Raw genomic sequence first — 22,787 nt, forward strand, 5'->3', positions numbered from 1 at the left:
CAAATTTGAAGGAGAGATTTTGATGAACGCAGATAAAGTATTAGACGCAAAAGGCTTGGCTTGCCCAATGCCGATCGTGAAAACGAGAAAAGAAATGAAGGAAATGGAATCCGGCCAGGTATTGGAAATCCAGGCGACTGACAAAGGAGCCAAAGCGGATATGACCGCATGGGCGAAATCCGGCGGCCATGAACTGCTGGATTCCCAAGAAGACGGCGATGTCCTAAAGTTCTGGATCCGGAAAGGCTAAAGGCTGAAAAGGGCATCGAACTGATGCCCTTTTTCCTTTTAGAAAGGTGGAACTGGGATGAGTCTAGATTTTATGATCGCTATTTTCCTGATCGGTTTTATTGGTTCGTTTATCTCCGGCATGGTCGGCATCGGCGGTTCGATCATCAAATACCCGATGCTCCTCTACATACCGGTGATGCTCGGGTATACAGCGTTTAGCGCCCATGAGGTGTCCGGCATCAGCGCGATCCAGGTATTCTTCGCGACGATTGCTGGTGTTTGGGCCTACCGCAGCAGCGGTTATTTGAACAAAACGCTCATCGCTTATATGGGCGGAGCGATTCTTCTCGGAAGCTTTATCGGCGGCTACGGTTCGACGCTGATGTCAGAACAGGGCATTAACTTTGTCTATGCCATTTTGGCGACGATTGCCGTCATCATGATGTTCCTTCCGAAAAAAGGCATCGACAATATCCCGATCGATCAAGTGACGTTCAATAAATGGCTGGCTGCAGGGCTGGCGTTCATCGTCGGAATCGCAGCGGGCATCGTCGGTGCGGCCGGGGCATTCATTTTGGTGCCGATCATGCTCGTAGTGTTGAAGATTCCGACGCGAATGACCATTGCGACTTCACTGGCGATTACGTTCATTTCGTCCATCGGTTCAACGGTCGGGAAAATCGTAACAGACCAGATCTTGTACGGGCCGGCAGCCGTCATGGTTGTGGCAAGCATTTTGGCGGCACCGCTCGGGGCAAAGTTAGGGCAGAAGATGAACACGAAATATCTCCAATGGATTTTATCACTATTGATTTTAGCAACAGCCATCAAAATCTGGCTCGATATTTTGTAAGGTGTCCGACAAAAAAATAGAAAGGAGGCAGCCAAGCTGCCTCCTTTTTGCTTTGTCTTCAAGAGTAAAAACCACTGTAGATTTTTTCAACTTTCCTTTTGAATTCCTCCATGTGAACAAACCTGGCTTCTCTCAAGATCTCTTTTCCATCAGCAAACAAAACAAGGACCGGAACGGTGAAAATGGACAGGAAACCGGCCAGCTCGGGAATTTCCTCGGCATTTGCCAACCTTGTTTGGATACGCGGAAAATCATGCATCGCTTCCTCCACCTGAGGAAGTAAACCGTGGCAGACACTTCAATGGGTTGTAAGGACATAGAGAAATTGCAGTCCGGTTTCTTTGCTAAAGGACTGTACTTCTTCCATTGAGGCAAGTTCTTTCATGTTTTATCACTCCTGACTTCACCTTTTTCCTTTTATACCCGCTTGGGTGAAGGTAAAGCGAAAAGAAGGGGAAAAGAATTCTTCGGTTCTTTTCTATTGCTTCATCTGCTTTTTCATACTGAAGATATTGGATAGATCCGTTAATAGGTAAACTATAGTAACTGGCTGTTTAAAAGGACTGAATTCAAATCTCTTCATGCGGCCTAAGAAAAAAGCGAAGGCATATCAACAAACTTCAGCAGGCCACTACATTAATTTTTGCAGAAAAAGTCAGAGTGATGAAGTTTACACATGACCGCTTATCGGAAGAGAAGAAGCTCAGACATGAGTTTCTTCTTTCTTCTTTTTTGTTTGGATAAGTGTACTTTTACGAACGCTTTTTCTGAGGCTTTAAAGTGTTTAACTACTTGAATATTAAAATTCTATAAGAAAGTAATATTAGGAGTTAATTAGATTTTTCTTTTAAAAAGGAGGTGTTATTGGCTTCTTGGAAAGTATATTGTGTCAAAGCATGTTAAAATATTTCCATTGTATATTACTGGAGGTAAATAGTTTGAAGATTAAAAAAGCAAGTGAAGAAGATATTAAAGGTATAGCAAGAGTTTACGTTGATAGTTGGAAGACTACTTACCAAGGCTTAGTCCCAGACAGTTACTTGGACAAGTTATCCTATGAAAAAACAGAACAAAAGTGGCTTGATTTTTTACATAAAGAAGAAGAACCTTTTATTTATATTGCTTTGAATGATGCAGAAAAGATTATCGGTTTTGCATCTGGGAAAATTCTTGCTGATGAAACTTTTAAGGGAGAATTGTATTCACTTTATCTATTACCGGAGTGCAGAGGATTAGGTATAGGAAGACAACTTGTATCAGCTATTGCGAAGCATTTTATTGGAAGAGGCATTGATTCCATAATCGTGTGGGTAATGGAACAAAATGAATCCGGACTTGGTTTCTATGAACGGATGGGAGGAAAGGAATATCTTCGTAGGACGAGCGAGTTTGATGGGAAAATAGTTAATGATGTAGCCTACGGTTGGAAAGATCTCTCAGAATTAATTATGAAAGAATGAAAATAACTGTCCACTAAGTAAAAAAGGGTAGTTACAGGCAAGATACATACAAGCAAAGGATTTATCTGTATTCAGTTAACTATTGACGGTCACATTTTTTCTTAGCAGTATCTATTATTTCCTAACTAATTCTTTTAAGAATAATGAAAAACAGTTTCCATATCATCAATTTATCGGTAGCTGTACAAATAGAACGGGAGAGAAAAGGCTAACTATAGAGCCTTTTCTCTCCTTTTCCTTATGAAATATAATATTACTAATGCATTTTTTTAGAAGGATGATGTTAATTGGTATAAAAATATAGAGTATGGCCCGCGATGAAAGATCGAAGAGGGAACATTCCTTTATTTTTTATTAAACCGCTAGTGTGTCTACAGTTGTGACAAAATATACAGAGCCATCATCCAGATAATCAATGCGGATAGCTGATTGATTCTTTTCAAAAGCCTCCCACTTGTATCGAATTGACCGACTTTTCTTCCGACAATGGCCAACGAAATGAACCAAATCCAAGAAACACCGATAACCGCTGCTGTGAACACCCATTTTTCTTCTCCGGCATAGACGAGTGAGCTTGTGCCAATTACACCGATCGTATCCATAATGGCATGGGGATTTAGTAAAGAGACAGATGCCGCAAATGTAACCTGCCGTTGAGCCGTTAATTGGCTGGCATGTTGATTCGAGCTGGTTTCTGGATTCGTTTTCCACATCACCCAGCCCATATAAGATAGAAATACAAAGCCTACCAGAAACAGACTTGTTTTTAACCATTCAAAACTAAAGACAATTGCCGATACACCAGTAACAGCTAAATAAATGAGCGCTGTATCACAAATGGCCGCCGTCATGACTGCTGGGAAGGCATGCGAGAGCTTTCGATAAGTGGCTCCTTGATTAAATATAAATACGTTTTGGACTCCTAAAGGCAATATGAGTCCAAACGCTAATACAATTCCATGAAGTAATGGTTCCATAATTTTTCCTCCTAACGTCTACCTATTCAGAATAGAGAAAGCAGGTCCATTTGTCTCCGACCAATTGGATGGGAATTATCCCAACCAATTTGATATAATCTACAGGCAAGAAAGGAAGTGCCGATATGTCTGAAAACATCTGGAGACCACAGAAATCTTCATCGATTCCATTGCACCAGCAAATTACGGAACATATCAAACAGAAAATAATGGTGGGAGAGTGGACGGTAGGATTTAAACTTCCACCCCAAAGGGCATTGGCAGCACAATTCCAAGTGAACCGAAGCACCATCGTCACGGCACTCGAAGAACTGATTGCCGATGGATTGGTTGAATCCAAAAGGGGAAGTGGTACGCAGGTGGCCAATAATACATGGAATATCCTCGCATCCGATCCTCCTGACTGGACCCATTATGTGCAATCCGGCATTCATGCGCCAAACCTGGCCATAATCCAGGAAATAAATAAAGCAGAAGCGGACCCTGCTGTCGTCCGGCTCGGAACAGGGGAATTGTCTCCTGAGCTTTTGCCCATAGAGAACATGAAGAAGACCATGCAACTTAAACAACATCAGCCATTGGCGCTGGGGTATATCGAACCCAAAGGAAGTCTTTCCTTGCGGCAAGCTGTCAGTGATTATTTAAAACCAAAAGGGATCGACGCCTCGCCTGATTCGATTCTGATTGTTTCAGGTGCAGTTCAAGCGTTGCAATTGATTGCTGTCGGCTTGTTGAAAAGAGGGGCTGCGATTCTGCACGAAACGCCTTCCTACCTTAATTCTATCCACGTGTTTCAATCGGCAGGAATGAATTTACTTGGCATTCCACTTGACCAAGAAGGGATGGAAGCCAAATCGATTGGCCGCTTAAAGCGCCAGCACGACGGCGCCTTGCTCTATACCATTCCTTCTTTTCATAATCCGACAGGAAAGGTGATGTCGAAAGAAAGGCGGCAAGAGCTATTGGAGGTCAGCCAAAGAGAGTCCTTGCCCATTATTGAAGATGATGTTTACGGGGAATTGTGGTTCGATGAGCAACCTCCTCCTCCACTCAAGGCGGACGATCGGCAAGGGAATGTCTTGTATGTAGGGAGTGTTTCGAAGACATTGAGTCCAGGCCTGCGAATCGGCTGGCTTGTCGGGCCAGAGCCGGTCATTACCCGGTTGGCGGACATTAAAATGCAAACCGATTACGGATCCAGTTCCATCTCGCAGCATTTGGTCGAGGAATGGCTCAGGAGTGGCATGTATCAGGAGTTCATCAGCCAGACCCGCCAGAAATTGAAAGAACAGAGAGATTTTACGCTTGGGCTCTTAACGAAGTATTTCGCATCCATCGCCACATGGGACATTCCGAAAGGCGGATTTTATATTTGGCTGGAGCTGAATGGTGGGATATCTGTTCGAAAACTGTTTGATCTGGCGCTGAAAGAGGGGATTCTGCTGAATCCAGGAATTGTTTACGATAAAATGGATCAGAATCATTTTCGCATTTCGTATTCCTATGCTTCGAAAGAAGAACTGGAAAAAGGGTTGCGGAGACTTTCTGAGATCATTAAAAATTTTCAAATTATATAAACAGAAACGTTATGAAGAAAAATAGCTTAGTGAAAATATTTGGCAACTATTCTTTTATATAAATCAGAACTATAAGTTTACATATGACCGCTTATCGGAAGGGAAGAAGTGATGGAATAAGCTTCTTTCCTTCCATTTGTTCGTAAACGTGTACTTTTACGAACGGTTTTATGTTGGTGAATAACACCTAAAGAAGTCCCTGATTAATTATGGTACAATTATCGATGAATTAAAGTCTGAAAATTCAAAACTTATAAGCTGCTGATGGAGGGGAGAAAATGAGTAGAAAAGAAGTACTTTCCATTTTCAAAAATGAGCTTAGCAAATACTCGCCAGAACAGCTACGGCATATTCCTGGAGAAGGAGTTTGGTCCATTGGGCAGATGTATGACCATATCATTCTAGTAGCGCATGAGTATCTCGATAATGTAGAAATATGTGCTGCATCAAATGAAGAACAATCTTTAGGTAAAACTTTGGCTGGTAAGAAATTATTTAAAGATGGTGGATTTCCGCCTTTTAAAATCAGACTTCCAGATGAAATGAATGCTCCGCCCAATAATTCAGATGGCAGAGAAAAACTGGCGAAAAGAATGGAAGAGGTCATTGAGAGATTGGAGCATTGGGAAGCGGAAGTGACTTCAATCAATCCGAATTATAAAGTTGAACACGGGGGATTCGGCTGGCTGAATGCAAAAGAATGGTTGGACTTAGTGGTGATGCATTCCCATCATCACTTGCGTCAAAAAGACGAGCTTGAAAGTTATCTGAAAAAGGAAATGTAGTTTTTGAGTGATGTTAAGCAAACTTTTTTGGAAATTGGTTTTACGAATTTTGATTTTAGTCCCTTCGCTAAAATTTATAAAAAAAAGGAAAAGTACGTATCTCAAAAGGAGGCTTTTAGATGAAATACTTGTGCTTGGGTTACCTCAACAAGGAGAAGATGGAGGAATTGCCAAAGGAAGAAATCGATGCCATCATGCTGGAATGCCAGCCACATCTTGAGGAATTATCCAACAGTGGTCATGTGCTGGTAGATGCTGGCGTTGCACAAGAAGTGAAGAGCTTGCAGCGGGTTGACGGAAAGATACAAGTTAGTAAAGGTTATTTAACTCAGCCGGAAAAAATCATTGGAAGTGCGTTCATACTGGAAGCCCAGAACATTGAAGAAGCAATTCGAGTGGCTTCTCTACATCCGACTGTGCAGGTCAGTTTAGGAGAACAGCTTGGGTGGGAAATTGAAATCCGCCAGATCGACTCCTTCGACATGAAAGACTAAAGGGATTGCAGAGGCAAGCCCTTTGTTCTTGTCCACTATGTTACTTTAAATCTAAAATGCCTTTCCCCGTTTCAAAATCTATCGGCAATGAGGAATGTTCATGGACAATCGCCCATGAGCCCTTTGCTTTTTTGAGTCCAAAGGTGAACCGGTTGATTGTCTGCTGAAGCTGCATATCCGATTCTTCTTGATAGCCAGTAAATGTCACGGCGCAATGTACAAAAGCCAAAGTTGAAGTTTCTTCAATTACGGCATCGTCAAAAGCGACTTTTAGGAGAACGCCCCCTTCACGCAGGCCATTGAACCAATTGGATACATTTTCCTTCCATGCAGAAATCCCTTTGCTTTCCCAGTTTTCCCAACAGTCATAAATGTGAATTTCAGAAGCATACAGGGACAATAATTTCTCGACATCTTTTTCATAAATTGCGGTTCTGTAGGTTTCAAGGACATCGTGCACATCAGAAAATCTTTCTGCCATCAATCTCTTCTCCTTTCCTGGATCAAATATAGAAATCTATAGCTCAGCTCTTTATCAGTAGGTTATCTAGTCTGAATTCGAGGTTCAACTCGTTTATCCTGCTTCAAAATCCAAGTGTATTCCTTTATCTAGAACAGAAGAGGAGGTAAAGAAAGCTGTTTAGAAATAATATTGCTAGAAGCAATCAAAACGAAGTTAAATTCAATTGCAATAAGAACATAAAAATACTTTAGGAAGAATAGTAAAAATTGATGATAAGTTTACATATCAGGTTATCGGTAGGGGAAAAGCGTAAGGAGAGCTTTTCTCTTTCTTTTCATCTGGAAAAGTGTACTTTGACAAGCACTTTTAAAAAGTTAAATTAAGCGCGTTCTTAAATTTCAAATGGAATACTTATTTCTTAACGCCAGGTGCTTTTTCAGCCAGTGTTTTTATCTCCGTTAAGCCATTGTCCTAAATTGTCCGACGGCCTAATTCTTTCTGAATCATCTCAAGCTTGGCGGATCGGAGCTTGCGCTCGTATGGGTCCGTTTCGGATTCTGGCTTGGCGAGATAGTCTTCGTTATACTTGATTTCAAGGTAGAGGATGTCAGTAGTCTCCATAACGGCATGTCGGTGGGACTTTTCCACTTCCGCTTCGATTTTCCCCAATTCATATTCTGCTGGATCTCGCTGAGCAATTTCGGCTTGAATTATCGTTATTGCTTTCAAATCCGGTCTCTTTTCATGGTTCAATCGTGTCAGTCGCTCATACAACTTCTTGTTCGTCATTTTTTTAACGTTCGCTTCACTGTATCTCGAAAATAAGCTCATCATTATCCTCCTTTAAACCTCTGTTGGTGCAATTGCTCATGCCTTTCGTTCACATAAAACGAAGTTGGTTGTTCAGAATAGGAACTTTCACTGATAAGTACACAGTACCATAACGGGATCAACTCCTATAAACTGAATGAGACTCGCCTAGTTCAAGTCGCGCATGTTAATTGTCTCAGTTTCATCTGTAATTGTTTGTACTTGGACATCCTCCTTCGTAATTAATACAAAAAGTACAAAATGAAATGAGGGCATTTAGAATGATTGGAAAAATTTTCAGGAAATTATTTTCTAGAGATTACGGGCTATCAGCAACAGAGTTTGCGTCACTTCTGTGCTATAAAACATGGAAGGAAGCTAAAGGAAATACCTATGCCATTTTCTTTACGCAAGCGGATGACTGTTGGTTTGCGACAGAACTTCCTGACGGTCAATGGGCGGTGTGGAAAGAAGAAGGAGAAATGCCATATCCTTTTACGGTGTTTTCCACTTGGCATGAGGCGATTGGACATCTTCGGGGCTTATTTGACGAAACCGCATTGCCAGAAAGCCATTGGATCATGGAAGCGTCAAAAAAGAAGGTGAGAGATTTAGTCGATAAAGAAACTCAAATACAAATCTTGCTCTCTGGGAACGCCTTACAATTTGCTTGTGAAACACTGGGTGTGAAAGATATGAGAATTCGTGAATACGCTGAAGTCTTTACAGTAAGCATGGAGGAAGTCTATGACTACGTTTTGAACCATGGACTCCCGCCAAGTGACGCGACGAGGGATCCGCTGGTTGAAGGCTTCCATTATTACAAGAAAGACGGCAAATGGCACACTTTTTTCAGGGAGAGAGGCCAGACATTCGACAAAAAGAATTTTGATGACGAGGAGCTTGGCAAAAGGTACATCGTTACCACATTGGTGCAATTAAGTGGCACGGGACTGTACTAACACTTAGAAGTGCAAAGGGTAAATAGGCGTTAATTTCTTAAGCTTTTAGTCAAGGTTTTTATGAGTTTACAGATGAGGGGATTATCAGAAGTTTCAATATATGAAGTAAAAAATTTAAAAACCAGTAACCTCTCCATTAAGGTTACTGGTTTTTTAAAATTCTATGCAAAATAAAACTTGAATTGATGCAACTTATCTCTAAAAATAACATCCACCACTAACAGATCAGTGGATATCCCGCTTTTTAAAGCTTCCGCCTCTGACTTCAGCTGCATCGTAAACGACGATGAATGCGTTGCTGTCGATTTCGTAGATGATTTCTTTCATTTTGCTGTCTTCGAGCCGGTTGATGATGCAAGTAATTTCTTTGTGTTCCTCATTCGTGTAGGCGCCTTTGACGATGCTGTAAGTAGCATTGCGGCCGAGGCGGTCGTAGATGGTCTGAACGAGCAGCTCCGGTTCACGCGAAATAATTTTATATGTTTTGGAGCCGCTGAATCCTTCTTCGACCAGATAGATTACTTTGGACGCGATGAAATAAGCAATCCCGGAAAGGAAAGCGCCTTTCAGGCCGAAGACGAAAGAAACAATGATAAAGACGAATACATTAAGGAATAAAATCATATCACTCGTTCCGAATGGCAATTTGCGTGAAAGCAGCACAGCCAGCATATCGATGCCGTCGAGCGCCCCGCCGTTCCGAAGAGCAAGGCCCATACCAATACCGATAATGATTCCGCCGATAACGGTGACCAGCAAGGTATCGCCTTCAACGATAGTCGGAACGTGGTGCATGACCGTTGTTGCATAGGCGAGAGAAGCAATGCCGATGAAAGAGTAGATGGCGAAGCTTCTGCCGATTTGTTTATAGCCTAAATAGACAAATGGAATGTTCAGAAGAGCAATCAGCAAACCAAGCGGTATTCCGGATAATTGGGAGCCGACGATGCTAATGCCTGTAATTCCGCCATCCGATACATTGTTCGGAATCAGCACGGCTTCAAGGCCGTAAGCGGTGATAAATGCTCCGATGATAATGGAGAGCGCCCGTAAAAGCGTTTTGGCTTTAATCTTTTTTCGTTTTGTGTCTGTTGCACTCATTCTATTTTCTCCTTCTCTGAAGTTTCATGATGGAATTTTTTCACGCTAATTATTAAATATAACCTTTTTTTGGCTTTTTTAGTAGGAAAAACTTGAAGGGGACGATCAAGAAGAGCGGACCTGTAATAGAAAATTTACTAAAAAAAGGGATTGGAAGCGGATGTCTTGAATTTTATTAAGGATGAGCAAAATTATAGTAAGAGTTGAGTGTCAAAGGCTGCAGCCTTAAAAAGGAGGAATTTCCATGCTGTTTATGTTGATAGTCAAAGCTTCACCCAGTTCGGAAGCCGGAAAGCGCCCAAGCACGGAGTTGATAGAAGCCATGTCCAGGTATAACGAGGAGTTAAAGGAGGCGGGTGTTCGGGTTATGACAGAAGGGCTTCATCCCAGTTCGAATGGAATTCGCCTTTCGTATGTGAAGCCTGGTGAAAAGCCTGTGGTTACAGAAGGACCTTTTGCAAATCCAAAAGAATTAATTTCCGGTTTCATTTTGATTGATGTGAAATCGAGGGAAGAGGCCATCGAATGGGCCATGCGGATGCCGGACCCGATTGGAGATGGCGAAGGCGAGATTGAATTGCGTCAATTGCACGAAGGGCCAATGGAGATGTAGAGTTTAGAAACGCTGTCCGAATAAGCTTCACTTGGTAATGGCATGGCCGGTGGCTTTTCACCGGACAAAAAAGGGGGACGGAAAATGAAAGCCATGGTCTGCACCCGGTACGGGCCGCCGGAAGTTTTGGAGCTGCAACAGCTCGACAAGCCGGTACCAAAAGCCGGTGAAATTCTGATAAAAGTTTACGCGTCCACTGTCACAGCAGGAGATTGCGAGATCCGGAGCTTTAAATTCCCGGTGTTATTATGGGTTCCGCTGCGACTGTTTTTTGGCGTGCGGAAACCGAGATTGGACGTGCTGGGGCAGGAATTCGCCGGAGAAGTTGAATTTGCGGGAGACGCGCAGACGCTATTCAAAAAAGGGGATCGTGTATTTGGTGCGACTGGATTGAAGCTTGGCGCGTATGCCGACTTTCTGTGCCTTCCCGGCAGTAATGCCATCGCCCGCATACCTGAAGGGCTTAGTTTTGAAGAAGCCGCCACCATCCCGACAGGCGGAATGAATGCCTTGTTTTTTCTTCGGAAAGCGAGAATCCAAGCCGGCCAGAAAGTGCTTATTATCGGAGCCGGCGGAAGCATCGGCACGATGGCCGTTCAGCTCGCCAAAAATTCAGGCGCTGAAGTGACGGCCATCGACAGCAAGGAAAAGCTGGACATGCTCTTATCCATCGGTACGGACAACGTAATTGATTACCGGCAAGAGGATTTTACTGCAAATAGCGAAACCTATGATGTGATTTTCGACGTTGCGGGAAAAAGCCCTTTTTCGAAAACGGTCAATTCATTGAAGCCTAAAGGCATTTACCTGATGGGCAATCCGAGCCTTTCCCAAATGTTCCGGAGGCTTTTGCCGACAAAAAAAGGCGACCGGAAAATTATAGCGGGAGCGGCCAGCTATAAAGCCGAAGATTTACGCTATCTGAGCAAACTATTGGCAGAAGGCAGAATCAAGCCGGTCGTTGATCAAGTATTCCCGCTGGAACAGCTGCGCCAAGCACATCATTATGTAGAGAGTGGAGCGAAGAAGGGGAATGTGGTCATTGCCAATCAATAATGTGAGTCAATCGTACTGAACATTAAAATCGTTCTTTGTGTAAAAAATGATTCTAAATTAATCTCTTCATTGCTGCGCCCGCTGCATCAGCATTTCAGGTGTGGCTTTTCGTTTTATTCACCATTAGAAAAGCTGTCCCAAAAAGCCGTTATTCACGACTTTTCCGTACAGCCTTTCCAAGAGCGTTCATTTCCAATCCATCAGGCAATATAATCATCTTTATTCACATCTGTCGCTTCCACTTTCTCATAATAAGCACCTTTTGTGATCAGCGCCAAAACCACTGTCATGACAGCTGCCATCAGCGCGGCTAAGAAAGCGGCGGTGCTTTGGAGGAAAAGTCCGAAATAACCAAGTGCGGCAACAGTTCCAATTATAGTCGGCACCAGCAGTGAGACAACGCCGACGGGATTCCATTTAAAGAGATTTTCTTGTCTGGCATCGTAATAACGAGGCCCGATTTTCAGCAATTTTTTGACGATGAGCGCATCGGTTACGAGAATCGCTGCCCACGACATCAGCGCTACCCCCTGGAACGTCATCGCTGTTTGCAGGTGGTCGATGATGCCGCCAAGCATCAGCACCATGGCCGTAACAGCTGCCATGACTACCCAGAAGCGCCGGCCTGGAGTGAACCGGAACATATTTTCAAAAAAGCTCGATAGGGAAAGCGAAGCGCTGTAAATATTCGTGATATTGATGCGGACTTGCGTCAATGTCGTAAACAGGACGCCGCCGAGTCCGAGCAGCACAACGATATAGACACCGGGGTTCGATTCGCCTATTCGGACCCCGAACCAGATGCCGAGGCAGCCCATGACGCCGAAACAGAAAATCTGCGGAATAAAGCCGATTGCGATGGAGCCGATTTTCAAATCTTTCGGCTTCAGGAAACGCGCATAATCGGAAGCGATCAGCGCTGTCAGCCCCATGATGCCGTGCTGCATCCCGATGCATAATAATAAAGCTGTGCCGCCGATCTGGGCACCTTCTGGCATGTACGTCCAAAAACTTCCATCGTAGACGGATGGACGGTTGTAGGCAACGACGATTGCCGCGATTAAAAAAAAACCGAAAACCGGCAAGGACCATTTTTGAAGTTTGTCCAATTGTTTGATGCCGAACCAGTTCAAGGGGATAACCAATGAACCAAAGATGATGATAAGAATCCACTGGGGGATTACGGGAAAATATGCATGGATAGCGGTCACCAGGATCATGCCTTCAAAAGCACAGTACATGATGAAGTTTGATGCATAAATCAAAGAAGTGAGCGAGGCTCCGATGTAACCGAATCCTCCTCGGGATAGTAAATTGACGTTCATTCCCGACTTGGCAGACAGGTAGACGATAAAGGAACCGACAATGCCCGCTGCAATAATCGCATAGGCCGCTGAAATGAGGGCATTCGCCGCTCCGAATTGAAGTGCCATAACACTGCCCATCTGGAAATAGAAAATGGCCGTCGCAATTCCGAATGTAATGTTCGTGATGCTTAGCCAGCTCATTCTCCGATATTCCCGCGGAATTTTGTCCAAAGAATAATCCTTTTTTCTGTTTGCTTCCATTTCTCGTTCAAGATCTGCAGCAGAATCAGTTCTCATGTCAGCTCCTTCTTTCCTATTTAGATTTCTGCAGTGCCTGTTTTGTGCATATAAAAAGCAATGGAATGTACGGGAAAATTAAAAGTCAATGCCAAGGACATAGGCATCCTCTTGAGTGAAAAAATCCGAAATGGTTCCAGTAATTTATTCTTTATATCTTTCCGTACCCGCTCTTACCGTATTTTAGGCATTAAAACAGCTTGTCGGTATTGAACACTATTTAAGAAATACAGTGAACTTATTTTGCAATTAAACAAAACAAAAAACACCAGCTTCGAAATCGATTGATCTCGAAGCTGGTGTTTATCTCTTTATTTTAGCTAATGAAGTGAGGGAACTAATCAGGAATGTCCTTTTAAAAATTCAGTCCAATATAATCGCCTTCCCTTGTTCCCGCAAAGCTTTTAAAGAAGCCAGCATATGATTGATTTGTTCATCAGAATGCCGTTCCCAAGATCCCAATTCAGCAACGATCTTCAGAGGAGATTTGGATCGGTAGGAGCGTGTTGGATTGCCGGGAAACCGTTTGTCGGTCAAGTTCGGGTCATTTTCAAAATCACCCAGTGGTTCGACCAGGTAAATTCTTTCTTTGGCGTTGGAGGCTGCGAGTTCCGCACCCCATTTGGCAGCTTCCAATGTGGCTGTGAAATAGATGTAATTGGATTTCTTGTCCTGGTAATTGGATAAATTCTGCGCCTCCAATAAATCACCGATCTTCAATTGGGCTTTTGTTCCATGAAAGAAAGGACCGGGGTCTAAGACATCTTTTTTGTCATTCATACGGATCTGCCTCCTGTACTATTCGCATTGTATAGAACAGTATAGGGCAGGGATTCGGAGAAAAGTAGTCTATAAATCATTTTTTATCAGCGGTATAATGGTAGTAAAGAGAGTGATATCGAACGACAAAGATTAAATAAAACCGTCGTTTAAGAATCTGGTAATCCGGTTAACGCCAGAGTGAGGTATATATCTGAATAAAATAGGGAAAGCCCAACTTCTCTGTTGTTCTGGAGAAATTGGGCTTTTGTTGCTGAGCTAAATCGTTTTCACAAACTTCGCCGGCACTCCGGCAATCACTGTATTTGCAGGGACATCCTTCGTCACTACGGCACCTGCCGCAACAACGGAATTGTCACCGATCGTCACACCGGGCAGAATCATGGCGCTGGAACCGATCCAGGCATTTTCACCGATGATCACAGGTGAGGAGTAGGTGGTGTTCCGGGTTTCCAAAGGCAGTCCATGATTCAGTGTGGCGATCGTGACATTCATGCCGATTTGTGAACCGCTGCCTATTTGGATTCCTCCCCGGTCCTGGAACGAGCAGCCGGTGTTGAAGAAGACGTTCTTTCCAATGGTGATATTTTTGCCGAAGTCGGTGTAGAACGGCGGGAAGCACATGAACGACGGATCCACGGTGCTACCGGTCAGTTCACTGAAAAGCTCCACGATTTCTTCTTTTGAATGATACGAAGTATTCAGTTCCATGGTGATCCTTTGCGCTTCAAAACTGCATTGCACCAATAATCCATATAACTCTTGATCGCCGGCTGGGATGGAGTTGCCTTTCCGGCAAAAATCGATAAATTCGTTCATGTCCATTGTTTATTGCCACCTTTCTTTTTGGCCTAACTGGGACTCGGATACCGCATTCATGTTTGATCGAACTGCTTGTTGTTTGTCGATCTTCTTATAAAATATAATTTAACACACAAAGTGATTAAACGAAGCTGAGATGTTCCGGGGAATGCTGTTAAGCCAGTTGGTGCAGAAATCGACCGGTTTTCTGATGAAGTCCTTTACGCATGCGACTGAACATTATTTTGTGGAACAGCGTAATTAAAGGGTGAATCATCATTCCTTATAATTTACATACGTATGTCATAATCATGGTAGTGTTGATTTTTGATTCAAATAGATGAGGAGGCCAATCATGAACATCGGAATCATCGGAACAGGAAACATTGCATCGTACTTGTTGGAACAGATAAATCGAAACCACCTAGCCAACGGAAGGGTCACAGCTATTTTCGGGCGCAACGAGGAAGTGGGACAGCAGTTAAGCGAACAGTTTGAAGCCGATTTCTACACAGACCTTCAAGGATTTTTAGACTTGCCGCTCGATATTGTGGTGGAAGCAGCGACGGTGGAAGCGGCCAAAATCTATTTAAAAGATGTGGCCGCCCATCAGAAAGATCTCGTCGTCAGCAGCATCGGCGTCTTTAAAGATGTCGCTTTCTTGGATGAGCTGAAAAGTTTGGCGGAGTCCAACGGCACGCATATCTTCTTGCCGTCCGGTGCAATCGGTGGATTGGACGTCTTGCAGTCGGCGAAAGCGGCTGGTGGGTTAGAGCGTGTCCAGATTACGACACGGAAATCTCCCGCATCGCTTGGGATTGAATCGGACGAAGAAAAGGTGCTATTCGAAGGCTCCGCATATGAAGCCGTCGAGAAATTCCCGAAGAATGTCAACGTAGCATTGGTGCTCGCACTTGCTGGCATCGGAGCCGAGAAAACGAAAGTGCGCGTCATCGTCGATCCGGCCGTCGAGCGGAATACCCACACAATCGAAGCGGAAGGGGATTTCGGCAGGATGCAGCTGCAAGTCGAAAACAATCCGATGCCGAGCAATCCGAAAACAAGCCTGCTCGCTGCCTTGAGTATTCTGGCTGTTTTGCAGAATAAAGATAAAGCTTTGCGGATCGGGAACTGAATTCTTGTTCTGAAAGTGAAAAAGTAGCCGGTTTTGCTTAAAAAATCCCTCTGAAATGGAGGGAATAGATAGGATTCATCCAATTGATTTTAGTAAACCTATTTAGAATTTAAGTGTAAGCAATTTGCTTTGAATCATTTCTTTTATTGAAGCATCTCATTTTTAAAAAATGAAAGCGACAGCTGGACACATTGCATGTCCAGCTGTCGCTTTTTTATCGGGTTGAATCCTGGTTTCTGAATGAGTTGTCTCAAAAAGCTTTCGATAAACTGCAGGGCATCTTACATCGATTATCTGATTTATTTCTTTTGTCTTTGCCTTAAAATAATAAAAGCCGTAACGGTCCCTCCAACTAACCCATCGATCATATCAATCATGGTGTCATCCGGGTTCCGTCCTTGGATTGTAAAGTTGAGCAATTTATCTCCAGCGAACTCCATCAATTCCCAGACCGCTGCAGAAGCAAGCGAAAAACAAATGATGTAAAGGCCGATAAAAGCATTTGGGAGTCGGGCTGTCAACTGTTCTCCCACCATTTTCTTCAGGATGATCCAGCTTCCAACCGCCAGCATGATTCCTGATCCGATATGAAGAAAATCATCAAAATGCGGAATATCATAAAAACCGCCAAAAGTACCCAGCCCCACTGAAATAAAGATAAAGCCATAAACGATGTTCACAAAAAAGCTCGGCAGCGAAAGTTTAAGATGTCTTTGCGCAAAAGCGATCGCCCCCATCAGTATGAGTGTGAAAATACCCATTATCACTTTTGTGTTTTCTCCACTGGCAAACATATAACCCGTGCCAATGGCCAGCAAAATGAACACACTCCACCAAACGGTTCTTTCCCCTGTTTCACCGTGGCCGTTCTTCAATAATTCCATCTACGTTCATCCTTTCAAAAACCTTTAAAAAAATGCCCTATTGAATCATTTTACTTCATATCCAGCTCAAAGGGGCTGATTTACCATTGAGTCGCGGTTCACTGGCGCTGTTCATTTGGGCTTTTAAAATTCAATGGAATCACAATTGCAGTAGCTCTAGGGTCCGGAAAGCGGCTCTAATTACCGGCTCGATTTTTACGGTAACCCGCCACAAATGGAATTTAAGAGTAAATTCAGAGAAAAAGGGTATGTATTATAAGGTAGGGCTAAAAAAGTCCAGCGAGTGAGTATCAAACGGATTTTTTGTTTGGTATGGACACTGGCCATAAAAAATGTGCTCCTGTCACTTCCTTTACATCGCTGAGCTATTGTTTAGCAGGATGGCAGATTGTTTGATGCGGGCAATTATTTGTTTGAGATTACCAGGTATACAGTATTTCCAAGCTTGCCGTTATTAGTAAAAAACGGCGGTGACGGAAGAATTATATGGAGCAGCATTTCGAATAATAAAAAATGGAGTGGATGTAACACATGGAAAACGTCATCATTAGTTATTTTAAGGTAGAAAGCGAAGCTTATCAGGCGTTATCGGATTTGAAAAAAGCCAGTACATTCAATGAGAATTTTAAATTGTCACAAGCGGCATTATTAAAAAAATCAAATGGGCAAATCATCATGCAAGATGGTTTTGACACAGGCAAACGAACGCAAAATGATACGTGGAAAGGCGGGTTAATCGGTACGCTTGTTGGGATCTTAGGCGGTCCGCTTGGCATGCTGCTTGGGTTCGGAATCGGGTCCGTGGTCGGAATGGCCAAAGATACAGGCGAAGCCAAGGAAGAATCGAACCTTATTACAGCAATCTCTACCCGAATGACAGAAGGGGAAGTGGCAATTGTGGCAATCGCCCAGGAGCTGACTGAAGAATCCTATAATCTGATTTTAGAGAAGTACGGTGCGGTAACAGTGCGTTACAGTGCCAGCGATATCCAGGAAGAAGTGGAACATGCTCAGAATGTGGAGAAAAACCTCCAGGATCGGGCAAAAGAAGAAATGCGGCAGAAACGTTCTGAGTTTCGTAAATAAAAAGCCGGAGAATAACACCGCAAATTCAAGGAAGAATTTCAAAACCTTTAAAAAAGGTTTCTTCCGCAGACTAAACTGAAATAAGCAATCTAAATATAGAAGACTCCAACCCCCTGTTTAAACTTTTCATGGAAACAGGGGTTGGAGTTGTACTTTTTATCTATACCGTTAATGCAATTACTAAAAAGACGTTTCCTGTAAAGCCCAAAGAGTGGCTATGCAGGAAACGTCTTTTCTGTATCGGGTTTTCTTTTGGATACTTACTTCTCACTCCATCATCAACGAAATATCCGCCGCCGCTTCTTTCAAGCGGTGAATATAAGCATCGATTTTGTCTCCGTTTATTCGGAAAGCGGGTCCGGCGATAGATAATCCGCCCATGATATATTTTCCGCTTCGAAGGATTGGTGCGGAGATGCCGATTGCTCTTTCGTCCACTTCAGAATTGGTGAGGGCGTATGCGTTATGTCGGATCTGTGCCAGCTCTTGCTCCAGTTTTTCTCCGTCGGCGAGGGAAAGAGAGGATGTGATGAGGAATTGCCGGTGCTCATCGGGTAAATAAGCGAGCAAAATTTTTGATGAAGCTCCTTTAAAAATATCCAGCACTTGCCCCGCTTCGTAGGAGTACCGTAATTTATGCTTGCTTTCCAAATGGGCTAACACCTTCACTTTAGAGCCTTTAACCGCGGTCAAGTTAATGGATTCGCCTAAATCATCATTCAGTTCCTGCATGATCGGCAACGCCGTCTCAATCAGTACATCGAAGGAATCTTCTTTGACGCGGGAAATTTCATCTGCCAGCCAGCCTGGTGCATACAGTCCTTTTCCGGCCGGTTCAAGCAATCCAGCCCGAATCAGCGCTTTGATTTGCCTGTAAAGAGAGCTTCTCGGGACATCCATTTCCTGCAAAATCTCTTCAATATGGAGCGGCGAACCGTATGAGTGGAATAATTGCAAAACTTTTAAGTTCATTCGACGACTCCTTTCAGTCTCAATATATGAGACATTCTATTTGTCTTAATATTCTTCATACTATAGGATTTTTAGTAATAAATCAATAAAAAAGGGGTTTTACAATGACTACGAATGTGATTTTATTTCTGACAATTGGAGTTGTCTTGCTGGCAATTGTAATTTTTTCTTACTTTTTGGGACGCAAGAATCAAGGGATTGAGAACTGGTATGTGGGAGGCAGGTCGCTTCCGCTTTATGTACAGATCGGGACGCAATTTGCGACGGTGATGGGCGGTGCGGTAATTGTTGGTCTGGTTGGAACAGCTTATACGAGCGGCTGGTCGACTTTGACATATGGTTTATTGACGATGATCGGCTTTATTCCATTTCTATTCATGGCAAAGTGGTTGAGGAACAGTGAATTTGAAACAATGCCGGATATTATCAAAAAGATTTACGGAAACCATCCGGTTTTATCTGTGCTGACGATTTTAAGTACGCTGATTGTTCCATTCGGCTGGATGATCACGCAGCTTGTCGGCTTTGGAAAAATATTCTCGACGATTACGGGAGTGGATGCATCACTCATGGTGACGATTTTTGCGGTGATCAGCCTGGCATTCGTTTTGCCAGCAGGCATGACTTCTGTTGCCTGGACAGATTTTATCTTCGGCTGTGCGATGGCGGTCGGAGCTGTAATCGCTTTCTTCATGGCAATGGATTTGGGTGATGGCTTCCAAACAATCATGGCCAGTACGCCAAGTGAAATTTCCGATTTTCCAAGCGGGCTTGTCGGTATAGGGATGGGGACAGTCCTGTTTTGGATATTCGGGGTCATGCCAGGTAACTTGACCAACCAGCAATTGTACCAGCGCATCTTCTCTGCGGATAATTCAAAAAATGCGACAATTTCCATTGGAGTGACGGCTGTGCTGTTTGCCTTAGCGACTTTCTGGTCATCGACGATCGGTTTGACGGTGCGTTCACTCAATCCTTCACTCGACAACCCAGAAAACGCGACAGGCTGGTTTTTGACGCAGACACCGGATTGGTTTTTGATCATGTTTGCGGTGTTTATCGTAGCGACAATCATGTCGACGCTGAGCAGTGCAGTTCAATCGGTCGTCGTGACAATTACGAAAGACATCTACACGAATTACATCAATCCAAACATTGAAGAAAAGAAACTGGTTTCGGTTTCCAGAATCGTTTCAGTAGCTGTACTGGCACTGGCTGTTATGATGGCGAACTTTTATCCGCAGGCGCTTAGCTGGATTGTCGCATCATTCGCCTATTCGGTGTCGGCATTGCTTGTGCCGATTTTAGGCGGCTTTATCTTGAAAGACAAAAACATCCTGGATCACCGTGCAGGAATTGCAAGTATTGTGATGGGAGTGGGCGGTTCTGCCATCGCTCATATGCTGGGCTCAGATATGTATGTCATGTATGGGTTAGCGGCGTCATTAATCGGCTTAATTGCGTCATATATCGCTTTGGCTGCGGCGGCACCCAGTAAAGTGAAGGAGAGTTAAGATGAAATTTGAAAAAGTGATTAAAGGAAATATTGTAACGCCTGAAGGGAATTTCTTAGGCGAAATTGGCATAAACGGCGGAAAAATAATAGAGATATCGGAAACAACCGGCGTGCTCACAGGGCAGGAAGTCCATGAGTACGGAGAGGATTTCGTGTTCCCAGGTTTTATCGATGCACATGTCCATTGTTACAGCAATCCGAATGAAGGCATCAAAAAAGCTTCTTCCGCAGCAGCGAAAGGCGGGATCACGACGTTCTTGGATATGCCGTATGATTTGCCAATCCCGGTTGCGAGTATCGATGTGCTGAGAAATAAAATTAACACAATCAATGAAGAGTCGATTGTCGATATCGCTTTATGGGGGACCATTCCAAAAGAGAACGGGGCAGCGGTGATTGATGAACTGGCGGAAGGCGGAGTTGCAGCTTTCAAGCTGTCCACATTTGAAACAGATCCGTACCGTTTCCCGAGAATAGCGGATGCCGATATACTGGAAGCAATGAAAAAAACGGCGGAACGGGATTTGGTGATTGCTTTCCATGCCGAAAATGATGAATTGCTGACGCACTATATCGACGATGCAAAAGCGGAAAACCACTTGGAGCCGATCTATCACAATTTGACAAGGCCGCCGGTAACGGAAACAACTGCTGTCATCAAATTATTGGATATGGCTTCCTGGACAGGTGCAAAACTGCACATTGTCCATGTCAGCCATGCGAAAAGCATCGACTACATCAATTGGTTCAAGCAGCAAGGAACAAACGTCACTGCTGAAACCTGCTATAACTACTTGTTATTGACTACCGAAGATTTAAAGAAACACGGTCCGAAAGCGAAAATCAACCCGCCGCTCAGACAGCCTCAGGAAGTTGCAGACCTGGAAGCGCAATTGATGGATGACGGCATCGACTTTATTACGTCCGATCATGCACCATGGCAAAAAGCGGATAAATCAATCGGAGAGAATGATATCTTCAAGGCGAAATCAGGGACTCCCGGCCTGGAAATCATGGTTCCGTTATTGTTTGACCGACTGATAGGAAAGAAAGAAGTAACTGTGAGTCACTTTGCTGATTTGCTGGCACTTGCTCCTGCTAAGCGTTTTAAGCTTGTCCATAAAGGTTCGATTGAAGAAGGGAAAGACGCCGATTTCGCAGTCATCAAAAACAATGCAGCCTGGGAAATCGACGAAAACGAATTTCTCTCGGTTTCCGATGTCTCGCCATATCACGGGCAGCAAGTGAACAACCGGATCGAGGCGACTTTTGTCAGAGGACAATTGGTGTATTCTCATGATAAAGGTGTAGAAGAACGGGCCACTGGCCAATTTGTAAAACCGAATTAAGATTTGGAGGATGTGATCAAAATGAAGATTAACCATCAAAGATTAATGGATCTGCTGGATGAATTGAATCAGATCACTTCAGAAGGGGAAGGAATCACTCGCCTTGCTTACACGGAACAAGAACAAGCGGCGCTGGACTGGTTCGTCGAAAAATGTGAGCAGCATTCCATTAGAACGCACCGTGATGCAATCGGCAATGTATTCGGGACCATCGGACCGGAAGCTGAAAAAGGGATTTTGATCGGGTCGCATCTTGATACGGTGAAAAACGGCGGAAAATACGACGGCGCACTGGGTGTAGTAGCGGGGTTGGAAATATTGATCACGCTGTTGGAGACCGGTGCTCAATTAGAGAAGCCGGTGACGGTCGTTTCGTTCCGCGGTGAAGAAGCGAATATTCTGGGCGGCACATTCGGCAGCCGGGCATTTTGCGGAACCATCGAATTTGATGAAGATTTTATCAAACGGCTGAAAAGTACGCCTTTCAGCCTACAGCAAGTGAAAGAGACCATCGGAGCAGAACGGTACAGCAATTACTTGGAACTCCACATCGAACAAGGGAAAAAGCTGGAAAACAATGGAGCGGACATCGGAGTCGTCCATGCGATTGCAGGCATCAAGAGGCTGGATGTCACTGTCCACGGGGAAGCTGCACATTCCGGGACAATGGGGATGGAAGAGCGGAACGATGCGCTCATCAGCACGGCAAAAATCCTGCTGGAATTCGAGCGTCTTGTCAAAGCATATGGCGAACCGAATGTCGGGACAGTCGGAGAATTGTATGTGCATCCGAATTTGCCGAACGTCGTGCCGGGGCGGGTGGATTTCACTCTCGAAGTCAGAGGGACGGACCTGGAGACGATGCGTGAAATAGCGGAGCGGTTTTCGGACTATGCCTCCACTTACCACCAGGTGGCCATCAAGCCGAATGTCGAAAAGCACCCATCCGATCTCTCGGGAAAAATAGTTGCCACAGTCGAGCAAGTTTGCAAGGAAGCCGGTATGGGCTACCGGGTCATGATGAGCGGTGCAAATCACGATGCGAATTCGCTGGCGGCCGTCATGGATTCTGGGATCATCTTCATCCCGTGCGTGAACGGTGTCAGCCATAACCCGAATGAATGCGTGGAAGCAGCCGATATTGAGAAAGGTGCGAATGTGTTGCTTAGAAGTGCATTGAGCTTATTGGAATGATTCTTTTCACGCATCTCAATAAATACTGGAAATGAAAAACAGGCACCGTTTCAATCTTGAAACGATGCCTGTTTTTTGATGGCC

Annotated in this window: 24 protein-coding genes; 14 read left to right on the plus strand and 10 right to left on the minus strand. The window is 44.0% G+C overall.

Translation table 11 applies throughout. The features are described from left to right. Window positions 1-22 precede the first annotated feature (22 nt). Together ACSFXN_RS15080 and ACSFXN_RS15085 are read left to right on the plus strand one after the other, a co-directional pair. The gene (locus ACSFXN_RS15080; RefSeq protein ID WP_437150895.1) at window positions 23-250 is read left to right on the plus strand and encodes a sulfurtransferase TusA family protein; all 228 of its coding nucleotides are present in this window, start codon (window positions 23-25) and stop codon (window positions 248-250) included. A gap of 57 nt (window positions 251-307) precedes the next feature. Beyond that, entirely contained in the window at window positions 308-1,084 is a 777-nt protein-coding gene (locus tag ACSFXN_RS15085) for a sulfite exporter TauE/SafE family protein (RefSeq protein WP_437150896.1), read from the plus strand. Between the two features lie 58 nt (window positions 1,085-1,142). Here the strand turns inward: ACSFXN_RS15085 and ACSFXN_RS15090 are convergent, their stop codons facing one another. Then, a complete protein-coding gene (locus tag ACSFXN_RS15090; protein ID WP_437150897.1) occupies window positions 1,143-1,343 on the minus strand; it encodes a thioredoxin family protein in 201 nt (66 codons plus the stop codon). Window positions 1,344-2,022: 679 nt separating this feature from the next. On the opposite strand from ACSFXN_RS15090, the gene ACSFXN_RS15095 reads away from it, so the two are divergent. Further along, on the plus strand, window positions 2,023-2,544 hold the full coding sequence (locus tag ACSFXN_RS15095) for an N-acetyltransferase family protein (protein ID WP_437150898.1): 522 nt from the start codon (window positions 2,023-2,025) through the stop codon (window positions 2,542-2,544). Window positions 2,545-2,915: 371 nt separating this feature from the next. On the opposite strand, the gene ACSFXN_RS15100 is transcribed toward ACSFXN_RS15095, so the two are convergent. Continuing rightward, the gene (locus ACSFXN_RS15100) at window positions 2,916-3,521 is read right to left on the minus strand and encodes a LysE/ArgO family amino acid transporter (protein WP_437150899.1); all 606 of its coding nucleotides are present in this window, start codon (window positions 3,519-3,521) and stop codon (window positions 2,916-2,918) included. Between the two features lie 125 nt (window positions 3,522-3,646). Between ACSFXN_RS15100 and ACSFXN_RS15105 the strand changes: the two genes are divergently transcribed. The 3 genes from ACSFXN_RS15105 (at window position 3,647) to ACSFXN_RS15115 (ending at window position 6,377) form a co-directional block, all read left to right on the plus strand. Next, window positions 3,647-5,098: a PLP-dependent aminotransferase family protein gene (locus tag ACSFXN_RS15105; protein WP_437150900.1), complete on the plus strand. Its 1,452-nt coding sequence runs from the start codon at window positions 3,647-3,649 to the stop codon at window positions 5,096-5,098. A gap of 278 nt (window positions 5,099-5,376) precedes the next feature. Beyond that, complete coding sequence (locus ACSFXN_RS15110) at window positions 5,377-5,883, plus strand: DinB family protein (RefSeq protein WP_437150901.1); 507 nt, start codon at window positions 5,377-5,379, stop codon at window positions 5,881-5,883. A 119-nt stretch (window positions 5,884-6,002) separates the two neighbouring features. Continuing rightward, complete coding sequence (locus ACSFXN_RS15115; protein ID WP_437150902.1) at window positions 6,003-6,377, plus strand: YciI family protein; 375 nt, start codon at window positions 6,003-6,005, stop codon at window positions 6,375-6,377. 40 nt (window positions 6,378-6,417) lie between these two features. On the opposite strand, the gene ACSFXN_RS15120 is transcribed toward ACSFXN_RS15115, so the two are convergent. Continuing rightward, on the minus strand, window positions 6,418-6,858 hold the full coding sequence (locus tag ACSFXN_RS15120) for a YybH family protein (protein WP_437150903.1): 441 nt from the start codon (window positions 6,856-6,858) through the stop codon (window positions 6,418-6,420). A gap of 453 nt (window positions 6,859-7,311) precedes the next feature. Beyond that, entirely contained in the window at window positions 7,312-7,671 is a 360-nt protein-coding gene (locus tag ACSFXN_RS15125) for a hypothetical protein (protein ID WP_437150904.1), read from the minus strand. Window positions 7,672-7,931: 260 nt separating this feature from the next. Between ACSFXN_RS15125 and ACSFXN_RS15130 the strand changes: the two genes are divergently transcribed. Next, window positions 7,932-8,612, plus strand: coding sequence for a hypothetical protein (locus tag ACSFXN_RS15130; RefSeq protein ID WP_437150905.1), 681 nt, complete (start codon window positions 7,932-7,934; stop codon window positions 8,610-8,612). Between the two features lie 225 nt (window positions 8,613-8,837). Here ACSFXN_RS15130 and ACSFXN_RS15135 read toward each other — a convergent pair whose 3' ends face one another. Further along, window positions 8,838-9,713 carry a YitT family protein gene (locus ACSFXN_RS15135; protein WP_437150906.1) on the minus strand — a complete coding sequence of 292 codons (876 nt, stop codon included), beginning with the start codon at window positions 9,711-9,713 and terminating at the stop codon, window positions 8,838-8,840. Between the two features lie 244 nt (window positions 9,714-9,957). Here ACSFXN_RS15135 and ACSFXN_RS15140 point away from each other — a divergent pair, with 244 nt between their 5' ends. Together ACSFXN_RS15140 and ACSFXN_RS15145 are read left to right on the plus strand one after the other, a co-directional pair. After that, window positions 9,958-10,326 carry a YciI family protein gene (locus ACSFXN_RS15140; protein ID WP_437150907.1) on the plus strand — a complete coding sequence of 123 codons (369 nt, stop codon included), beginning with the start codon at window positions 9,958-9,960 and terminating at the stop codon, window positions 10,324-10,326. Between the two features lie 84 nt (window positions 10,327-10,410). Then, the gene (locus ACSFXN_RS15145; protein ID WP_437150908.1) at window positions 10,411-11,382 is read left to right on the plus strand and encodes an NAD(P)-dependent alcohol dehydrogenase; all 972 of its coding nucleotides are present in this window, start codon (window positions 10,411-10,413) and stop codon (window positions 11,380-11,382) included. Window positions 11,383-11,582: 200 nt separating this feature from the next. Here ACSFXN_RS15145 and ACSFXN_RS15150 read toward each other — a convergent pair whose 3' ends face one another. The 3 genes from ACSFXN_RS15150 to ACSFXN_RS15160 form a co-directional block, all read right to left on the minus strand. Further along, window positions 11,583-12,986, minus strand: a complete 1,404-nt coding sequence (locus ACSFXN_RS15150) for a purine-cytosine permease family protein (RefSeq protein WP_437150909.1) — start codon at window positions 12,984-12,986, stop codon at window positions 11,583-11,585. Window positions 12,987-13,349: 363 nt separating this feature from the next. After that, complete coding sequence (gene arr, locus ACSFXN_RS15155; RefSeq protein ID WP_300991558.1) at window positions 13,350-13,766, minus strand: NAD(+)--rifampin ADP-ribosyltransferase; 417 nt, start codon at window positions 13,764-13,766, stop codon at window positions 13,350-13,352. A 258-nt stretch (window positions 13,767-14,024) separates the two neighbouring features. After that, window positions 14,025-14,591, minus strand: a complete 567-nt coding sequence (locus ACSFXN_RS15160; protein ID WP_437150910.1) for a sugar O-acetyltransferase — start codon at window positions 14,589-14,591, stop codon at window positions 14,025-14,027. A 331-nt stretch (window positions 14,592-14,922) separates the two neighbouring features. Here ACSFXN_RS15160 and nadX point away from each other — a divergent pair, with 331 nt between their 5' ends. Further along, window positions 14,923-15,702 carry an aspartate dehydrogenase gene (nadX, locus tag ACSFXN_RS15165; protein ID WP_437150911.1) on the plus strand — a complete coding sequence of 260 codons (780 nt, stop codon included), beginning with the start codon at window positions 14,923-14,925 and terminating at the stop codon, window positions 15,700-15,702. A 299-nt stretch (window positions 15,703-16,001) separates the two neighbouring features. Here the strand turns inward: nadX and ACSFXN_RS15170 are convergent, their stop codons facing one another. Further along, the gene (locus ACSFXN_RS15170; RefSeq protein ID WP_437150912.1) at window positions 16,002-16,586 is read right to left on the minus strand and encodes a hypothetical protein; all 585 of its coding nucleotides are present in this window, start codon (window positions 16,584-16,586) and stop codon (window positions 16,002-16,004) included. A gap of 531 nt (window positions 16,587-17,117) precedes the next feature. Here ACSFXN_RS15170 and ACSFXN_RS15175 point away from each other — a divergent pair. Beyond that, window positions 17,118-17,672, plus strand: coding sequence for a DUF1269 domain-containing protein (locus tag ACSFXN_RS15175; RefSeq protein ID WP_437150913.1), 555 nt, complete (start codon window positions 17,118-17,120; stop codon window positions 17,670-17,672). A 267-nt stretch (window positions 17,673-17,939) separates the two neighbouring features. Here the strand turns inward: ACSFXN_RS15175 and ACSFXN_RS15180 are convergent, their stop codons facing one another. Next, window positions 17,940-18,644 carry an IclR family transcriptional regulator gene (locus ACSFXN_RS15180; protein ID WP_437150914.1) on the minus strand — a complete coding sequence of 235 codons (705 nt, stop codon included), beginning with the start codon at window positions 18,642-18,644 and terminating at the stop codon, window positions 17,940-17,942. Window positions 18,645-18,748: 104 nt separating this feature from the next. Between ACSFXN_RS15180 and ACSFXN_RS15185 the strand changes: the two genes are divergently transcribed. Genes ACSFXN_RS15185 through ACSFXN_RS15195 form a run of 3 tightly spaced genes read left to right on the plus strand, consistent with a single transcriptional unit; the run spans window position 18,749 to window position 22,703 of the window. Beyond that, a complete protein-coding gene (locus ACSFXN_RS15185; RefSeq protein ID WP_437150915.1) occupies window positions 18,749-20,158 on the plus strand; it encodes a sodium:solute symporter family protein in 1,410 nt (469 codons plus the stop codon). Between the two features lies 1 nt (window position 20,159). Then, window positions 20,160-21,509: a dihydroorotase gene (locus ACSFXN_RS15190; RefSeq protein ID WP_437150916.1), complete on the plus strand. Its 1,350-nt coding sequence runs from the start codon at window positions 20,160-20,162 to the stop codon at window positions 21,507-21,509. Between the two features lie 21 nt (window positions 21,510-21,530). Then, entirely contained in the window at window positions 21,531-22,703 is a 1,173-nt protein-coding gene (locus tag ACSFXN_RS15195; protein WP_437150917.1) for a Zn-dependent hydrolase, read from the plus strand. The last annotated feature ends 84 nt before the right edge of the window (window positions 22,704-22,787 follow it).

Source organism: Planococcus sp. 1R117A (assembly GCF_051417975.1).
GTDB lineage: Bacteria > Bacillota > Bacilli > Bacillales_A > Planococcaceae > Planococcus > Planococcus shenhongbingii.

Excerpts from the sequence above, each read along its gene's own strand:
- ACSFXN_RS15080 (WP_437150895.1), top strand. The coding sequence starts at position 23 with ATGAACGCAGATAAAGTATTAGACGCAAAAGGCTTGGCTTGCCCAATG.
- ACSFXN_RS15085 (WP_437150896.1), top strand. The coding sequence starts at position 308 with ATGAGTCTAGATTTTATGATCGCTATTTTCCTGATCGGTTTTATTGGT.
- ACSFXN_RS15090 (WP_437150897.1), bottom strand. The coding sequence starts at position 1,343 with ATGCATGATTTTCCGCGTATCCAAACAAGGTTGGCAAATGCCGAGGAA.
- ACSFXN_RS15100 (WP_437150899.1), bottom strand. The coding sequence starts at position 3,521 with ATGGAACCATTACTTCATGGAATTGTATTAGCGTTTGGACTCATATTG.
- ACSFXN_RS15105 (WP_437150900.1), top strand. The coding sequence starts at position 3,647 with ATGTCTGAAAACATCTGGAGACCACAGAAATCTTCATCGATTCCATTG.
- ACSFXN_RS15110 (WP_437150901.1), top strand. The coding sequence starts at position 5,377 with ATGAGTAGAAAAGAAGTACTTTCCATTTTCAAAAATGAGCTTAGCAAA.
- ACSFXN_RS15115 (WP_437150902.1), top strand. The coding sequence starts at position 6,003 with ATGAAATACTTGTGCTTGGGTTACCTCAACAAGGAGAAGATGGAGGAA.
- ACSFXN_RS15120 (WP_437150903.1), bottom strand. The coding sequence starts at position 6,858 with ATGGCAGAAAGATTTTCTGATGTGCACGATGTCCTTGAAACCTACAGA.
- ACSFXN_RS15125 (WP_437150904.1), bottom strand. The coding sequence starts at position 7,671 with ATGAGCTTATTTTCGAGATACAGTGAAGCGAACGTTAAAAAAATGACG.
- ACSFXN_RS15130 (WP_437150905.1), top strand. The coding sequence starts at position 7,932 with ATGATTGGAAAAATTTTCAGGAAATTATTTTCTAGAGATTACGGGCTA.
- ACSFXN_RS15135 (WP_437150906.1), bottom strand. The coding sequence starts at position 9,713 with ATGAGTGCAACAGACACAAAACGAAAAAAGATTAAAGCCAAAACGCTT.
- ACSFXN_RS15140 (WP_437150907.1), top strand. The coding sequence starts at position 9,958 with ATGCTGTTTATGTTGATAGTCAAAGCTTCACCCAGTTCGGAAGCCGGA.
- ACSFXN_RS15145 (WP_437150908.1), top strand. The coding sequence starts at position 10,411 with ATGAAAGCCATGGTCTGCACCCGGTACGGGCCGCCGGAAGTTTTGGAG.
- ACSFXN_RS15150 (WP_437150909.1), bottom strand. The coding sequence starts at position 12,986 with ATGAGAACTGATTCTGCTGCAGATCTTGAACGAGAAATGGAAGCAAAC.
- arr (WP_300991558.1), bottom strand. The coding sequence starts at position 13,766 with ATGAATGACAAAAAAGATGTCTTAGACCCCGGTCCTTTCTTTCATGGA.
- ACSFXN_RS15160 (WP_437150910.1), bottom strand. The coding sequence starts at position 14,591 with ATGGACATGAACGAATTTATCGATTTTTGCCGGAAAGGCAACTCCATC.
- nadX (WP_437150911.1), top strand. The coding sequence starts at position 14,923 with ATGAACATCGGAATCATCGGAACAGGAAACATTGCATCGTACTTGTTG.
- ACSFXN_RS15170 (WP_437150912.1), bottom strand. The coding sequence starts at position 16,586 with ATGGAATTATTGAAGAACGGCCACGGTGAAACAGGGGAAAGAACCGTT.
- ACSFXN_RS15175 (WP_437150913.1), top strand. The coding sequence starts at position 17,118 with ATGGAAAACGTCATCATTAGTTATTTTAAGGTAGAAAGCGAAGCTTAT.
- ACSFXN_RS15180 (WP_437150914.1), bottom strand. The coding sequence starts at position 18,644 with ATGAACTTAAAAGTTTTGCAATTATTCCACTCATACGGTTCGCCGCTC.
- ACSFXN_RS15185 (WP_437150915.1), top strand. The coding sequence starts at position 18,749 with ATGACTACGAATGTGATTTTATTTCTGACAATTGGAGTTGTCTTGCTG.
- ACSFXN_RS15190 (WP_437150916.1), top strand. The coding sequence starts at position 20,160 with ATGAAATTTGAAAAAGTGATTAAAGGAAATATTGTAACGCCTGAAGGG.
- ACSFXN_RS15195 (WP_437150917.1), top strand. The coding sequence starts at position 21,531 with ATGAAGATTAACCATCAAAGATTAATGGATCTGCTGGATGAATTGAAT.